This window comes from Roseibium alexandrii DFL-11 (assembly GCF_000158095.2).
In the GTDB taxonomy this organism is placed as follows: Bacteria; Pseudomonadota; Alphaproteobacteria; order Rhizobiales; family Stappiaceae; genus Roseibium; species Roseibium alexandrii.
In genome coordinates this window covers 1,852,862-1,868,425 of the sequence record NZ_CM011002.1, presented here as the reverse complement: position 1 = coordinate 1,868,425, position 15,564 = coordinate 1,852,862, and the positions used below count along the sequence as shown (strand labels likewise).

At 56.2% G+C, this 15,564-nt stretch carries 17 protein-coding genes; 11 read left to right on the top strand and 6 right to left on the bottom strand.

What is annotated here, in order from left to right; genetic code table 11:
- Positions 1-173: 173 nt before the first annotated feature.
- On the bottom strand, positions 174-980 hold the full coding sequence (gene mauJ / locus SADFL11_RS08615) for a methylamine utilization protein MauJ (RefSeq protein WP_040451803.1): 807 nt from the start codon (positions 978-980) through the stop codon (positions 174-176).
- 436 nt (positions 981-1,416) lie between these two features.
- Between mauJ and SADFL11_RS08610 the strand changes: the two genes are divergently transcribed.
- The gene (locus SADFL11_RS08610; RefSeq protein ID WP_209002772.1) at positions 1,417-1,704 is read left to right on the top strand and encodes a DUF6898 family protein; all 288 of its coding nucleotides are present in this window, start codon (positions 1,417-1,419) and stop codon (positions 1,702-1,704) included.
- A gap of 76 nt (positions 1,705-1,780) precedes the next feature.
- Here SADFL11_RS08610 and SADFL11_RS08605 read toward each other — a convergent pair whose 3' ends face one another.
- Genes SADFL11_RS08605 through SADFL11_RS08590 form a run of 4 tightly spaced genes read right to left on the bottom strand, consistent with a single transcriptional unit; the run spans position 1,781 to position 5,163 of the window.
- Complete coding sequence (locus SADFL11_RS08605; RefSeq protein ID WP_008194538.1) at positions 1,781-2,602, bottom strand: GGDEF domain-containing protein; 822 nt, start codon at positions 2,600-2,602, stop codon at positions 1,781-1,783.
- Complete coding sequence (locus SADFL11_RS08600; protein ID WP_008193103.1) at positions 2,599-2,997, bottom strand: DUF1987 domain-containing protein; 399 nt, start codon at positions 2,995-2,997, stop codon at positions 2,599-2,601. Before SADFL11_RS08600 ends, SADFL11_RS08605 begins: the two co-directional genes overlap by 4 nt.
- Before the next feature lie 18 nt (positions 2,998-3,015).
- Entirely contained in the window at positions 3,016-3,567 is a 552-nt protein-coding gene (locus SADFL11_RS08595) for a SiaB family protein kinase (RefSeq protein ID WP_008192128.1), read from the bottom strand.
- 9 nt (positions 3,568-3,576) lie between these two features.
- Entirely contained in the window at positions 3,577-5,163 is a 1,587-nt protein-coding gene (locus tag SADFL11_RS08590; protein ID WP_134852960.1) for a SpoIIE family protein phosphatase, read from the bottom strand.
- 360 nt (positions 5,164-5,523) lie between these two features.
- On the opposite strand from SADFL11_RS08590, the gene glyA reads away from it, so the two are divergent.
- The 10 genes from glyA (at position 5,524) to SADFL11_RS08545 (ending at position 14,964) form a co-directional block, all read left to right on the top strand.
- Entirely contained in the window at positions 5,524-6,831 is a 1,308-nt protein-coding gene (gene glyA, locus SADFL11_RS08585) for a serine hydroxymethyltransferase (protein ID WP_134852959.1), read from the top strand.
- 28 nt (positions 6,832-6,859) lie between these two features.
- The gene (gene nrdR / locus SADFL11_RS08580) at positions 6,860-7,336 is read left to right on the top strand and encodes a transcriptional regulator NrdR (RefSeq protein WP_040451804.1); all 477 of its coding nucleotides are present in this window, start codon (positions 6,860-6,862) and stop codon (positions 7,334-7,336) included.
- Positions 7,337-7,350: 14 nt separating this feature from the next.
- On the top strand, positions 7,351-8,478 hold the full coding sequence (ribD, locus tag SADFL11_RS08575; protein ID WP_008189440.1) for a bifunctional diaminohydroxyphosphoribosylaminopyrimidine deaminase/5-amino-6-(5-phosphoribosylamino)uracil reductase RibD: 1,128 nt from the start codon (positions 7,351-7,353) through the stop codon (positions 8,476-8,478).
- Between the two features lies 1 nt (position 8,479).
- Complete coding sequence (locus SADFL11_RS08570) at positions 8,480-9,091, top strand: riboflavin synthase (protein WP_008197360.1); 612 nt, start codon at positions 8,480-8,482, stop codon at positions 9,089-9,091.
- Between the two features lie 35 nt (positions 9,092-9,126).
- Complete coding sequence (locus SADFL11_RS25240; RefSeq protein WP_008195503.1) at positions 9,127-9,291, top strand: hypothetical protein; 165 nt, start codon at positions 9,127-9,129, stop codon at positions 9,289-9,291.
- Positions 9,260-9,709 (top strand): 6,7-dimethyl-8-ribityllumazine synthase, encoded by a 450-nt coding sequence (gene ribH / locus SADFL11_RS08565; protein ID WP_008197303.1) that lies wholly within the window; start codon positions 9,260-9,262, stop codon positions 9,707-9,709. Before SADFL11_RS25240 ends, ribH begins: the two co-directional genes overlap by 32 nt.
- A gap of 5 nt (positions 9,710-9,714) precedes the next feature.
- The gene (gene nusB, locus SADFL11_RS08560; protein ID WP_008193251.1) at positions 9,715-10,248 is read left to right on the top strand and encodes a transcription antitermination factor NusB; all 534 of its coding nucleotides are present in this window, start codon (positions 9,715-9,717) and stop codon (positions 10,246-10,248) included.
- 2 nt (positions 10,249-10,250) lie between these two features.
- Entirely contained in the window at positions 10,251-11,249 is a 999-nt protein-coding gene (thiL, locus tag SADFL11_RS08555) for a thiamine-phosphate kinase (RefSeq protein ID WP_008191723.1), read from the top strand.
- Between the two features lie 135 nt (positions 11,250-11,384).
- Positions 11,385-12,608: an MFS transporter gene (locus SADFL11_RS08550; protein ID WP_008197143.1), complete on the top strand. Its 1,224-nt coding sequence runs from the start codon at positions 11,385-11,387 to the stop codon at positions 12,606-12,608.
- A gap of 217 nt (positions 12,609-12,825) precedes the next feature.
- Entirely contained in the window at positions 12,826-14,964 is a 2,139-nt protein-coding gene (locus SADFL11_RS08545; RefSeq protein ID WP_040451805.1) for a sodium-translocating pyrophosphatase, read from the top strand.
- Between the two features lie 79 nt (positions 14,965-15,043).
- On the opposite strand, the gene SADFL11_RS08540 is transcribed toward SADFL11_RS08545, so the two are convergent.
- Positions 15,044-15,481, bottom strand: a complete 438-nt coding sequence (locus SADFL11_RS08540) for an outer membrane protein assembly factor BamE (RefSeq protein WP_008197254.1) — start codon at positions 15,479-15,481, stop codon at positions 15,044-15,046.
- Positions 15,482-15,564 lie beyond the last annotated feature (83 nt).

Below are 15,564 nucleotides of genomic sequence, written 5' to 3'. Positions count from 1 at the left end.
GGCTAAATTATTCATGAGATTACAAATACTTGCCGAACCAACAGGCCGGTTATTCAACTTGCTAGGCGAGCAAACTCTGAGGTTGATTGAGGTAGTCTTGGTTAGTAGTCGATAAGCTGACGTTGCAAAACCGGATACGTTCTTTCAGATTGCCCGCTTTGAAGTGCTTAGCCTTACATCCACATATCGCGAGGCGCGGGGACACCTTTTTCCTTCTGAACCAGGTACATCGCGATCACTTTCACGGCTTCTAATGCATAATAGTAGTGGCGTTCACGCTCCCAATCGTCTGGGTCACTTTCAGCAAATTCTGATGATGCGTGCGCTGCTGGATGGCGTATGTGTTTCCTCAAAAATCGCCCCACGTTTGCATCAACTTCCCTAATTGTGTTCATCGATTTGCCTGCCATCTGAGCCAATTGGGGAACTTTCTCAATTTCCTCAACAGCGGACTTGATGATGGCGTCCCGAGCTTCAATGACAACTGTTTTGCTTTCTTTTTTTGGGAAGGGAGCAAAGCAATTTTCAATCATCTTGTAGAAGGTCAAGCATGCGAACCGATTTGAATACCTGGATAGCCAAAGCCCTTCGCGCCACAATGCAAAGACAAAGCGCCATTCCCGATTGACATCCCGCAGCTGGCGCCTCGGAAAAGAGCCGTCCGCATAGTAACTTGTGAAGTGTTGCGAATTCCGGGAAAAACCTGATAGTGGCGAGGGGCCTCGGCTTCCACCACTGAAACTAAAAATTGAAAATGGTGAATTCTCCTGTGCCCACGCTAAGGCGCTCAGGAAACGAGCCAGAAGGGTGTACCCCTCCTCATATTCATCTTTATGTGTTGTTAGTTCTACAGCAACAGCGGGAAAGAAGTCTCCGGTCTGGGCGATAATGTGAAAATCTCGCCCCATGTGTGGGATGATGGTGTCTGAACCAGGCCAAGCGCCAGCTATCGAAATATTTGCAACCGCCCAACGTTCCATAGCTTTCCTTTTCGTGTGCAATCGTTCCGCGTTTCGCCGCCAACCTTTTAAACTCGGTCTCAGTAGCAGCCTTCGCCGCGTCTTTGATTACCTCTGGCCGCGGCTGATCGCGGCCTTTCCATTCACAAACAAAAATGCCGATGTCGGCCTTCGTTCTCGAAGTAAACCCGGGCTAAGATGCCTGGCAAAGAATCAACCGTCGCTGGGCAATTATTGTGCCGATCCAATCAAGCCTGTTTCAGTGTGATGTTCGGGTGTTTCTACCAATCTGTCTAGGTGCAGCCTGCGCGGAATACAGAGGACTTGCTAAGGTGCGGCGCCGGTTTAAAATTGCATCGTGATTTCAAGACCCAATACAGCCATATTTTGCAGGGTGCGGCGAGTAAAATAGTAATGTAGTAAAGGGGTTGGTTTACCTTGATGAGACCGGCGTTTCGTGTCTATTGAGGCAGGAGAGGGACCTTTTGAACCAGCAAGGGATTCAGGCCGGATGAATCGCGGTCCGAGGGCGGGCGAAATCTATATCGAGTTCAGGCAGATGGGAAAACAGGTGCAGGTCACCGCGATCGATGCTGCGACTGGGGTCGAAGTGTCGATGTTCGGCCCGTCTTCTGCTTTACAGAGCGATTTACAAAAGCTCGCCGTCCGCAAGCTAAAACGCCGGGTCGAGCAGGTGCGTGCAGCTGAACTTGCCAATAAGGACCAGGATCCCACGCTGTACTGATAGTGGCGGTGGTGTAGTTTTTTGTGGCGTGAAAACGAGATATCCGGACGGGAATTGGCCACTCTAGTGCGGGCCGCTAATCGACGGCTTCAGCGGTTTGCAAAACACGGGCCTCAGCTGTAATAACCTTGTTCCGGCCTGCGTCTTTGGCTTTGTAGAGCGCGTCATCTGCATCTTTAAACAACAGATCTATGGCATCAGCGCCGGTCGCTTTACACGCTGGATTGGGGCCCGCCATAGTGGCTACCCCAAAACTCGCGGTCAAAGAAAAGCTCGTGCCACCTTCTTTGATAACTATCTCAGAGAGTGTTTTGCGCAGACGGTCTGCCAAACCAGAAGCATTTTCAGAATTTGTCCGCGGCATCAGAAGACTGAATTCCTCGCCGCCCCATCGGCACACGACATCGCTTTGGCGGAGACTGTTTTCAAGAGTGCGCGCGACAACCCGCAGCGCTTCGTCACCGGCGGCATGCCCGTAGGTGTCGTTGACGGACTTGAAGTGGTCGATGTCTAGAAGCGCGACGCTCAGCGGAGCTTCCGTCCGGCTGCGCGCTTTAAGTTCGTGATTGCAAAGTTCGAGAAAGTGGCCGCGATTGAAGACCTGCGTGAGGCCGTCCGTAATCGCCTGCATGCGGAATTGCTCCGCGAGTTCGGCGCGGGCTTTGACTTCCCCCTCGAGTCGCTCCTTGACCGCGATCAGTTCTTCTTGCATGCGGTCGCAGAGGCGAACCATCCGCTTCTGGTCCTTGACTGCCCGTTTGTAGGCTGTCGTAAGCGTTTTGATGAGATCAGTCGTTTCCTCCAAGCCGTCGATTATCGTGCTGGCATGTTCCAGCACCCGGTCTTCGCTATCGAATAGCGTGAAATCGGTCTCGGCTTTTCTGGAGGTCTCGGTCATGCGTCCTCGGTTTCCGGCTTCAAGTTGAATGTGGCATGTTCGAAGTCTTCCGCAAAGTCCTCGCCCATCTCCTCCATCATGTCGTCTTCTGGATCAAAGTACCAGTTGATGGTGATGGTCTTGCCGTCTTCAGCAGCTTCTTCCAGCATCTGGAAGAGGTTCATGATGGCTTTGGCGCTCGAAGAATTGAAATAGATGAACCGCATCTCAACCGTCAAAGCTTGTCCGTCAGAGGCAGCAACGTGTTCGGCGACGGCCTGGAACACCGGACCGAAGAAGGCGCTTGCATCTTCCGGGTAGCTTTCGCCGGACATGGACAGCGTGCCGTTTGCGGCATCCAAATGGACTTCCGGGGAGCGGGAGGTTGCTTCGATCTTAAGAGACGTATCTGTCATTTTGTTCTCGTTCTCTCTTTAGATGAACGCTTTGAGCACGAAGAATTTGCGATCGTCTTCGATTTCATGGAAATCGAATTCCAGCGGTTGGGTGGCCCGCCGTGCGATCTCCAGAAGGCCGATAGACCCACCTTCGCTTTGCTCTTCCGGTTCTTCGCGCAGTTTAGTCCGATAATGCTTGCGCAGGGTCACTTCGTCCATGCTGGCAATTTCTTCAAGACGGGTCCGCAATTGCTCGGCCTCGGAGCCGGGCACCGGGTTGCCGCAAATCACAAAGAACCGCTCATGTTCATGGCCGAAGGCAACAACACCGCCGGAAAGACGGTCGGCCTTGGTTTCAGACAGAAATTCCTGCTCATCCGAATACCGAATGATGTTTTGGACCTGCTCCACAAAGACAGAAAAGACCCGTTTGGCCACTTTGCTTTCGGCGTTTTTCAACTCCATTTGCTGCTTGACCGAATTGCCGAGCGATTCAAGAAGATTTTCCGAAAGATAACCGGAATATGCAAACAGCATTTTCCGGTCGCTAAGTTCCTGTTTGAACGAGTACATGTCGTTTGCGAGCACTTCGGCCTCCTACTCAGCTGCCTGCTTGTGCGCTGGATTGTTTGAACGTGGCGTCACCGCCAGAACCGTGTAGTCGTCCCGCGCGGGTTCAGAGCCACGATAATTTTCCAGGACTGATTTTAGCTTTGAAAGTTGGGTTTCGAGGTCTGCGTAGGCATTGGCCTCCAAAACCTCAAATAGCCGTTTCCGGCCAAAGGCGCGTTTGCGTTCGCCGCCAATGTGATCGGTTGCTCCGTCCGTCGCCAGATAGAAGGTTTCGTCTTCTTCAACGGCCAGATGATGCACCTTGAAGCTTTCCGGGCGGCGGAGGCTGCGATAACCGAGACGGTGCCGGTCGGCCGCGATCCGCTTGATGCCGTCCGATGATTGGACGTAGAGCGGAATGCCAGCCCCGACAAAGGTGAGTGTGTTTTCGGCGGGGTCATAGATTGCCAAGGCGGCTTCAAAGCCATCATCGGACGTTTGGTTATCGTTCCCCGCATCGGAAGGCCGGTCTTGACCAAGGCGTTGACGGACACCCCGATCGAGATCCAGCATCAACCGCTCCGGGTCCGCGAGTTCTCCAAGGTCCAGGAGTTTTTTCAGCTCCGATGAGACAACCATTGTCAAAAGCGCACCGGGAACCCCGTGCCCGGTACAGTCGGCAACGAAAAACACTGTTTTGCCATCGACTTCTGAGGACCAGACGAAGTCGCCGCTGACCACCTGCAGAGGCTCCCACAGCATCGCCGCATCCTTGACCGATGTGCGCATGTCCGTGACATTGGCGAGCACACCTTGTTGGATCTTGCGGGCGTAGTGGATGCTTTCCAAGAGCTGTTCATTGGCCTCTTTCAGCTCGATCCCGCGTTTTTCCGAGATGCCCAGCGTCTTTTGAAGTTGGGCCATCGTTTCGCGGATCTTCCGTGCCATCGGTTGGAAGATGAAGACAATTTCCAAAAGGATCAGAAGCAGTGTCAGGGCCCACATCGCCGTGATGAACCGGTCCAGTGCATGAAGGGACACTTCGCCTTCATCCTGAAACACGCGCACAAGTGTGTTCAGTTTCACCGGCAGTTCAAGGTTCGCCATGCGTACGATCGAATCGATGTCTTCTTGTCGGGGCGGTTCTGATTGTGCAACAGCGACCGCCCTTTCTAGGAACTCCCGAAGCAAGGGATCAAGCGGATGATTTCCGCCAAAAAACGCGCCCTGGAGAGCCGGCGAGAGATCGCCTGTCGGAACAGCTTCGGCAGCGCCAACATGGCAGCTGATGCCTTCACCGAGTGCCTTGTTGATCCGGTCAATGTCCGTTGAAAGAAGTGCCGTATGCGCGCGCATCATCTGGTCCGCGCAACCGATCAACATGAAGCTTGGGCTGGCTCCGTTGACACGCTCGAACCGGCTCATGTCCTGAGCGACCATCGCGATGCGCTGGCTGAGCATGCGCTGCCGGCCTGCCAAGTTCACTTCGGCACCGATGCGATGCTGGTCAGCAAGAAATCTTGTATCTGCAACCCAGATAGCAGTCACGGCAAAAGCAATAAGACCCAAGCCAAGACTGTAAGCCATGGTGGGTAGGTTCTGCTTGTCTTTCAGCCAGCCAAGTATCTTCATTTCCCCGGGCCCAATACAAGTTACAAAAAATAGTCCCCAATCTCGTATTAGTTTTCATATTCGTTTGAAAACAATTAAAGGCGGTGCACCGGTTCCGTTTAAAGTCATAGAATATCTGTACTGCTAGTTAATTACATCAATGAGCGTATGGCAGTTACATTTTCCTTTAGGGCATGTGGTCATGTGCCGGATTTCGAAGCATGCCGGTTTCAAGAAGCCCTGCGTCGCTGTTGCTCTTGGTTCCACCACAAGGCTGTGTTAATTCCACGCCACACAGCGGTGAGAGGACCTGGGACCTGCAAAGAAACCGGCCTCTGAAACTGCGCTATGACACAGACACAACACAATAAGGATGGTGCTATGTCTTTGATGGAATCCTCCGATCAGTCCGTTCAGTCGGATTTCTTCACCCGCGGTCTTGCTGAGGCAGATCCGGAACTCTTCGGCACCATCGAAAAGGAACTCGGCCGCCAGCAGCATGAGATCGAGCTGATCGCATCCGAGAACATCGTGTCACGGGCCGTTCTTGAAGCGCAGGGCTCTGTGCTCACCAACAAATACGCTGAAGGTTATCCGGGCCGTCGCTATTATGGCGGCTGTGAATACGTCGACATGGCGGAAAATCTGGCCATTGATCGGGCGAAGAAGCTTTTTGGCTGCGGCTTTGCGAACGTTCAGCCGAACTCCGGCAGCCAGGCCAACCAGGCGGTCTTTCTTGCGCTGATCAAGCCGGGCGACACCATCCTCGGCATGAGCCTGGATGCAGGTGGTCACCTGACCCACGGGGCCAAGCCAAACCTCTCCGGTAAGTGGTTCAATGCCGTTCAGTACGGCCTGAACGTTGAAACCGGTCTGATCGACTATGACGCGATGGCAGCCTTGGCTAGCGAAACCAAGCCGGCCCTGATCATTGCCGGCGGCTCTGCGTACTCGCGTCAGATCGACTTTGCCAAGTTCCGCGAAGTGGCGGATGAGGTCGGCGCATATCTGATGGTGGATATGGCACATTTCTCCGGTCTGGTTGCCGCTGGCGAGCATCCTAGCCCGTTCCCATATGCCGACGTTGCCACAACCACGACCCACAAGACCTTGCGCGGTCCGCGCGGCGGCATGGTACTGACCGACAAGGAAGAGATTTCCAAGAAGATCAACTCCGCGGTTTTCCCGGGTCTTCAGGGCGGTCCTCTGATGCACGTGATTGCTGCCAAGGCTGTTGCGTTTGGCGAAGCCCTGACCGACGATTTCAAAAGCTACATCCGTGCCGTTCGCGAAAACGCGCAGGTGCTGTCTGAAACCCTGCGCGAAGGTGGCATGGACATTGTCTCCGACGGCACCGACACGCACCTGATGCTTGTGGATCTGCGTCCGAAAATGCTGACGGGCCGCGACGCAGAGAAGTCTCTCGGTCTGGCGAACATCACCTGTAACAAGAACGGTGTTCCGAACGACCCGCAAAAGCCGATGATCACCTCGGGTGTCCGCCTCGGCACGCCTGCGGCGACCACGCGCGGCTTCGGTGTTGCAGAATTCCGCGAAGTTGGCCTGTTAATCACGGAAGTGTTGGACGGTTTGAAGTCTGCAAACAGTGAAGATGGCAACGCGGCAGTTGAAGCAGCAGTCAAAGCCAAGGTAGAAGCACTGACAGCACGGTTCCCGATTTACGGGTAATGACCGGCTCGTTCAGGAGCTTTGACATATGAAATGTCCGTTTTGCGGCGGCGAGGAGACCCAGGTAAAGGACTCCCGTCCCACCGAGGACAACACAGCCATTCGCCGCCGCAGGATCTGCAACACTTGCGGTGGCCGCTACACGACTTTCGAGCGTGTGCAGCTGCGTGAGTTGATGGTGCTGAAGCGGTCTGGCCGCCGGGTGCCGTTCGATCGCGAAAAACTGGTGCGGTCCGTTCAGATCGCAGTGCGCAAGCGTCCGGTCGATCCAGAGCGGATCGAGCGCATGGTGAGCGGCATCGTACGCCAGCTGGAAAGCTCCGGCGAAAGCGAGATTACTGCCGAGACCATCGGCAACCACGTCATGGAAGGCCTCAAAGGGGTCGATGACGTGGCCTATGTCCGATTCGCATCCGTTTATAAGAATTTCCGTGAGGCCAAGGATTTCGAAGCTCTCCTCGATGAGCTGAGCGATCCTGTGACACCGGTCTCCAACAAAGACTGATTTCCGGCGCGCTTATGTCTTCAATTACAGAAACCGACAACCGGTTCATGGCAGCCGCCGAACGGCTGGCCCGGCGGGGTCTTGGCCGGGTTTGGCCAAACCCGGCTGTCGCCGCCCTGATTGTCCAGGAAAACTCAGAAGGTGTTCCTGTGCTCGTGGGCCGTGGTGTCACCTCCCGGCCCGGAATGGCGCATGCGGAAGTCAACGCCCTCACTCAGGCTGGTGAATTGGCCAAAGGCGCGACGTGTTACGTCACCCTGGAGCCCTGTTCACATTATGGACGCACGCCCCCGTGTTCGCTGGCGCTAATCGAAGCCGGTGTGTCGCGTGTTGTTGTCGGGATGATGGACCCGAACCCGCGTGTCTCCGGACGGGGCGTCGGCATGCTTCAGGACGCCGGCATTGAGTTGGTTACGGGCGTTCGGGAGCGGGCCCTCAAAGATTTGTACCGAGGGTTCACCTACCGGCAACGCCGGCACCGGCCATCCGTGTTTTTAAAGCTCGCGGTGTCAAAAGACGGCTTCATTGGCAGGGAAGGAGAAGGCCAGATCAAGATATCCGGGCCGATCTCCATGCGCATGGTCCATGGGTTTCGGGCAGCATCGGATGCGATCCTCGTTGGAATTGGCACAGCGCTGGCCGACGACCCGCAACTGACTTGCCGATTGCCCGGTCTTCATGCCCGCTCGCCTGTGCGTGTGGTGGTTGACCGCCAAGCGCGCCTGCCGCTGATGTCCAAGCTTGTTCGCACCTGCGTCGATGTGCCGGTCTGGCTGGTTTGCGGCAATGCAGCGGATGCCGACAAGGTCAATGCCTTGGCCGCAGCCGGTGTCAACATTATCCGGGTGCCTGCCACCCAAACCGGGATCGATCCGGACGTGATCTTGAGCGCTCTGGCAACGCGCGGGATCACCCGCCTGATGGTTGAAGGTGGGGCGCGTCTTGCCTCGTCCTTCTTGAATGCTGGACTGATTGACGATCTTTGTGTTGTCACAGGCGATATGGAAATCGGGGAGGGCGGCATACCTGCCCTGCATGACCTTGATCTTGCAAATGTCCTGACCGACCCCCAATTTGCCCGCATTGGTGCCGGGTATCTTGGAGCCGACCGATACACTTACCTCAGAAAGAGTGGAGCCTGACATGTTCACCGGCATTGTGACCGACCTCGGCGAGATTCAGTCCGCGTTGGATATTCCGGCTGGCAAGCGGACCCGGATCAAGACCCTTTACGACACGGACAGCTTCGATATTGGTGCGTCCATCTCCTGCGACGGCGTTTGCCACACGGTGACCGCCAAGGAGAACAGTTCAGGCGGCAACTGGTTCGAAGTTGAGTCTGCCGCCGAGACTCTGGCGTTGACGAATGTCTCCAATTGGAAGGAGGGGCAGACGCTCAACCTTGAGCGCTCTTTGACCATGGGGGCGGAGCTCGGCGGTCACCTCGTTCTGGGACATGTCGACGGCGTTGCCGAGATCACCAAGCGCGAAGATCATCCCGATAGCGTCTATTTCCAGTTCCGTGCACCGGAGGGTGTCGCCAAGTTCATCGCCAAAAAAGGATCCGTGGCACTCAACGGTACATCGCTGACCGTGAATGAGGTCGACGGTCTTTTGTTTTCCGTCTTCCTGATCCCGCACACGCTGGAAGTGACCAACTGGTCAAACAGCAAGGCCGGAGACCGCGTCAATCTGGAAGTGGATATGATGGCGCGCTACGCGGCACGTCTTGCGGAATTCACCAAGACCGGGTAGGGGACGATCCCAACACTTTCACGCAGAACTGATGCATGGATCCGAGCACGTCGGATCGGCGGAACCAGACGGCAGCTATGCCGTCCGGTCTTAACGGTCTTGCAGGAATGACACTGGACAAACCGGGGCAGACGTGGTTCCTGTCGCGGCCTTACAAAGGATCAACCTATGAGCGCTGCACCGAAACTCTTGATCATTGAAGCCCGCTTCTATGACGACCTCGCCGATTCCCTCGCCGAAGGCGCAATCGCAACGCTTGACGCGGCGGGTGCGACTTATGAGCGTGTGGCAGTCCCCGGTGTTTTGGAGATCCCGGCAGCGTTGTCGATGGCCATGACGGCCATGGAGAACGAGGGTGCACTCTACGATGGTTTTGTCCTGCTTGGTGCCGTGATCCGGGGAGAGACCACGCATTACGACATCGTGGCAAATGAATCCAACCGCGTGATCATGGATTTGATCGTCGATGCGGATCTTGCTGTCGGAAATGGTATTCTGACAGTCGAAAACAACGAACAAGCGTGGGCCCGCGCAAAAGTTGGTGACAAGAACAAGGGCGGAGCAGCGGCTCAAGCGGCTCTTGACATGATCGCCTTGCGCGAGCGCTTCGGAGTATAAGAAAAATGACCGGAAAGGCCGACCCGGACAAACCGGCACGACAAAAAAGCGACAACTCAAGCCGTCCCGCGAACAAGCGTGGCGTTGCCCGGCTGGCTGCCGTTCAGGCTCTGTATCAAATGGATATCGGCGGCGCACCGCTGACCAATGTTGTGAGCGAATACACAGCATTTCGTTTGGGCAAGGAAATCGACGGCGAACAGTATCGCGATGCCGACGAGCAATGGTTCAAGCACATTTTGGCGGGCGTTGTTGCGGACCAGAAGTTCCTCGATCCCTACATCCACACCGCCTTGAAGGAAGACTGGCCGCTCAAGCGGATCGACAGCCTGCTTCGGGCCATCTTGCGCGCCGGTGGCTATGAGCTTCTACGGCGCCGGGATGTGCCGGCCAAGGTGATCATCTCCGAATACATCGATGTTGCGAAAGCATTCTTCGAGGATGATGAACCGGGACTGGTCAACGGGGTGCTTGATCGGTTGGCCCACGAGCTGCGCAGCCCGGAATTCGACGTCAAGGACGCGGACGGACAGGCCTGAACATGGCCGCCGACCGGCCCGGAGAGTTTGAGCTGATCAAACGGTTTTTTGCGCCCTTGGCAAAAGACCCTGGCAGTCTTGGATTGACGGACGATGCTGCGGTTCTCAAGCCCCGGCCGGATTTCGATCTCGTTCTGACCAAAGACGTTTTGGCCGCCAATGTTCATTTCTTTGCCGAAGATGCCCCGGAGGCCATCGCGGCGAAGTCTCTGCGGGTCAATCTTTCCGATCTGGCCGCAAAGGGAGCCACACCGCGCGGCTATCTACTCGGCATCGCGCTTCCCAAAGGCTGGACAGCGGATTGGCTCGAGCGCTTCTGCAAGGGACTGGCTGCCGATCAGGCCGCTTACGACATTCAGCTTCTTGGCGGCGATACCATACGATCTTCCAATGGCTTACAGATATCTATTACCGCAATAGGTGAAGTCCCAAGCGGGCATGCCGTTCGCCGTTGCGGTGCCAAAGCTGGTGACATCTTATTTGCAACAGGCACGATCGGAGATGCAGCCGCGGGATTGAAGGCACGGCTCGACAGGGGTTTTGCATCCACAGCCGGTCTTGCCGCTAGTGGCGAGGCGCACATCCTCGATCGCTATCTGCTGCCGCGGCCGCGCACCCGTTTGGCGCCGTTGATTGTCAAATACGCCAACGCGTCCATGGACATCTCGGACGGTCTTTTGTCGGACGCGGGCCATATGGCCTCGGCAAGCTCTTCGACCATCCAGATAAATCTGGAATCAGTGCCGTTGTCACCTGCGCTTACCTATCTGAAGAGCGCGGCGCCGGACGTCTTTTTCGCGTGTCTAAATGGCGGCGACGACTACGAAATTCTGGTTTCGGTTCCTGAAGCCGTCTCGCAGGCCTTTTCGGCGGCAGCTTCCGGACTCGGGTGCCCAGTGACCGCCGTTGGCAGGGTCGTGGATGGCGAGGGGGCGGTTAAGCTGCTCGACAACGGTGTTCCCGTATCTGCTGATCTTCAGAACGGTTTCAGGCACTTCTAAGAGGGCCTGCTTCAACTGGTTCGAAACAGGAGTCGCGGTGCTTTGCGAACTCCAGCAAGCGTGATAGGCAAGGTTTCTTTCCCACGCCAAAGGCGATCACGGCCTGAGGCTTTGTCCCGTTTGAGATCCTGATTGATGACTGCTGTTGCGCAAGACACGTTTGTCGACGACCGGTTGGCCAAAAGAAATGCCGTTCTCCTTGCTCTGGCCCAAGCGCTTGGAGGGGCATCCGCCTCCATCGTAATCACGACGGGTTCGTTGGTCGGGTACATGATGCTCGACGAAGACAAGGCGCTGGCGACCGTACCTGTATCCGCCATGGTTTTGGGAACCGCATTCGGCACGATTCCCGCCGGGATCATCATGCGGCGTTTCGGTCGCCGGGCCGGGTTTATGGGCTCCGCATTGGTGGGTGTTGCCTCCGGTCTGCTTGCCGCCTACGCGGTGCTGCTGAACCACTTTCTGCTGTTTTCCTTTGCCTGCGGGCTGGGCGGGTTCGCTGGCGCCTTCGTCCAGCAGTACCGGTTCGCTGCGGCCGATACGGCAAGTGACGCGTTTAAGCCGAACGCGATTTCATGGGTCCTTGCCGGCGGGGTGCTTGCCGGTGTTGTCGGACCCCAAACCGTCATCGCCACCAAGGACATGTTTGCGCCAATCCTGTTCGCGGGAACCTACGTGGCACAGGCCGGTCTCGCCTTGATCGCCATGTTTCTTCTGGCTTTTATCAAGATCCCCAAGCCACCACGCCAAAGCCACAAGCAGGCAGGAGGACGGCCGCTTGGACAAATCATGAAACAGCCGCGCTTCATCGTGGCGGCTGCATGTGGCATTTGCTCCTATGCTTTGATGAGCCTTGTGATGACCGCAACACCGCTTGCCATGATCGGCTGCGGACTGAGCGAAACGGACGCTGCGCTTGGAATCCAGTGGCATGTCCTGGCCATGTTCGGTCCAAGCTTCTTCACCGGAAGTCTCATTGCCCGGTTTGGCAAGGAGCGCATCGTCTCGATCGGTTTGGCGCTACTAGCCGGATGTGCCGTCGTTGCCCTTATGGGGCTGGAGCTTGCCCATTTCTGGACAGCTTTAGTCCTCCTCGGCCTTGGCTGGAACTTCGGTTTCATCGGCGCGACTGCAATGCTAACTGACACCTACCGCCCGGAAGAGCGCAATCTTGTTCAGGCGGTCAATGATTTTCTGGTCTTTGGATTCGTTGCGGCAGCGTCCTTCTCATCCGGGGCGCTTCTCAATTCGTTCGGTTGGGCGACGGTCAACATCCTTGTGTTCCCGTTCGTCGTTCTTTGCATCGGTCTGCTGGTTTGGCTCGCAATGGCTGAAAGAAAAGCCGTTACAACTGCTTAAAGAAATTGCAGAAATCCACTTCGCCACTGCAACATAATTGCTGCAGTGCGCAAGTTAATGACGTAGCGGCATGAAAAAATAATACAATCGAAGTGCTTGACGCCCCGCGCTGCTTTGCTGCTATCGTGCAGTTGCTTCACGCTGGGGAATTCGGGTGTGAGGCGATCTGGCGGGTAAAACTACAACAACACCGCCCGCCACAGCCTTGGGAGGAAGCATGATCGAGCTTGTCGTCATCATTTTTTGTGGCCTCTTGTCCATTGCGTACGGCGCATGGGCAATTCAGTCCGTTATGGCAGCGGACGCGGGGAATGCCCGCATGCAGGAGATAGCCGGAGCGATCCAGGAAGGGGCCAGCGCATATCTCAACCGTCAATACACAACGATTGCCATTGTCGGTGCTGTTGTTTTTGTTATTGCATGGATCCTGCTTTCCGGACCTGCGGCAATCGGTTTCCTTATCGGAGCCGTGTTATCCGGGGCTGCCGGATACATCGGTATGATGGTGTCTGTCCGGGCCAATGTCCGCACCGCCCAGGCCGCAAGCCAAAGCCTGGGTGCGGGACTGGAAATTGCGTTCAAGGCCGGTGCTGTCACCGGCCTTTTGGTTGCCGGGCTCGCGCTTTTGGGCGTTGCTGTCTACTACATGATCCTTACTGGTCCGATGGGCTATGGGTCAGGTGACCGCGTTGTTATCGACGCCTTGGTCGCGCTTGGCTTCGGCGCCTCGCTGATCTCGATTTTCGCCCGTCTAGGCGGTGGCATCTTCACCAAGGGCGCAGATGTTGGCGGCGATCTCGTCGGTAAGGTTGAGGCCGGTATTCCGGAAGATGATCCGCGCAATCCGGCAACCATCGCCGACAACGTTGGCGACAACGTCGGCGATTGTGCAGGCATGGCGGCTGACCTTTTCGAAACCTATGCTGTGACCGTGGTCGCAACAATGGTTCTGGCATCCATCTTCTTCACGGGCGCTGAGGCAACCGAACTGATGCTGCTGCCGCTCCTTATTGGTGCAAGCTGTGTGGTCACCTCCATCATCGGAACGTTCTTCGTCAAACTTGGCGAAAACAATTCGATCATGGGCGCGCTCTACAAAGGTTTTATCGCAACTTCGGTGCTGTCTGCGGTTGCCTTGGCCATCATTGTCTTTGGCTGGTTGGGTGCAGGCACAGAATACATCACATCAGGCGGCACAACGTTCACCGGATTTGATCTTTTTGTTTGCGGTGTTATCGGCCTGATTGTGACCGGCCTCATCATCTGGGTGACGGAGTACTATACCGGCACCGAGTATCGCCCGGTAAGGTCTATTGCCCAGGCGTCTGTAACCGGTCACGGAACAAACGTGATCCAAGGTCTTGCGGTCTCTTTGGAGGCAACCGCTTTGCCTGCGATCATTATCATCGTTGGTATCTTGTCGACGCACGCCTTTGCCGGTCTGTTCGGGATTGCGATTGCGGTGACGACGATGCTTGCGCTGGCGGGTATGGTCGTTGCGCTCGACGCCTTCGGCCCGGTGACCGACAATGCTGGTGGTATTGCCGAAATGGCAGATCTGCCGGCGGAAGTCCGGACCACTACGGACGCGCTTGATGCGGTTGGCAACACAACGAAGGCCGTGACCAAGGGCTACGCGATTGGTTCCGCCGGTCTTGGAGCCTTGGTCCTGTTTGCAGCCTATACGGAGGACCTGAAGTTCTTCAGCGCCAATGCCGAGGAGGGGTCAATCTTCTATGGCATCTCGGTGGACACCTTGTTCTCGCTGTCCAACCCGTATGTTGTCGCTGGTCTCCTGTTCGGCGGTCTGCTGCCGTATTTGTTTGGTGGAATTTCAATGACCGCTGTGGGCCGGGCTGCAGGCGCGGTGGTTGAGGAAGTCCGCCGTCAGTTCAAGGAAAAGCCGGGCATCATGGAGGGCACCGAGCGACCGGACTATGGCCGGGCGGTCGACATGCTGACTAAAGCCGCGATCAAGGAAATGATCATTCCGTCGCTGCTGCCGGTTCTGTCACCGCTTGTCGTGTTCTTCGTCGTTCGTGCCGTCGCAACACCGGCGGACGCCTTTGCAGCGCTCGGAGCGATGCTGCTCGGCGTAATCGTCACCGGTCTCTTCGTGGCAATTTCCATGACCGCCGGCGGCGGAGCATGGGACAATGCCAAGAAGTCCTTTGAGGACGGGTTCACCGATAAAGACGGCGTAACCCACCAAAAGGGCAGCGAAGCGCACAAGGCGTCTGTCACCGGTGATACAGTTGGTGATCCCTACAAGGACACAGCCGGTCCGGCCGTGAACCCGATGATCAAGATCACCAACATCGTGGCGCTCCTGCTCTTGGCGGTGCTGGCGCACTGATAGGTCAATAAGCCAACAAAAACGAAAAGCCCCGGTCCAGTGGATCGGGGCTTTTTCTTTGTACCTTGCAGTGGACTTGTTAGAGCCCCAAGCCCGGGTTTGCTGCGCCCTTCAGGATCTGGCTCAGGAAGCCATAATCGGCGCCGCCAGTCCGGGTGGTCCGGGTCACGATGTCGACGATCTTGCCGTCTTCAAGGGTGTAGTTGCCCATATCTTTCACGAAGCCGTCCTCATCGAAGTAAACGGCAACAACCCTTTGCTCGACAATGTCGGGTGCCAAAAAGGCAGTCGTGGCAGTTTTTTGCGAGATGTAGTAGTACGCATCGCCGTCAAGACTTGACCTGGTCGACGGCGAACCCAAAACAAGTTCTACCTGTTCGCGGCTCGAGCCGACTTGAACCTGGCTCATCATGTTGGACGTGATGACATGGCCGTGCGTGTAGGTAGATGTGAAACAGCCACCAAGGGGCAGAGTTGCCATCAAGGGAAGTAACAGGGCGCAAGCCTTGAAGTTCATCTATGAAGTCCCGTAATGCCAGATCAGTCCGGCTGTATGTCAATTTCGTTGCTTGGCAAAGTCACTATCGTGGGATAGGGCAC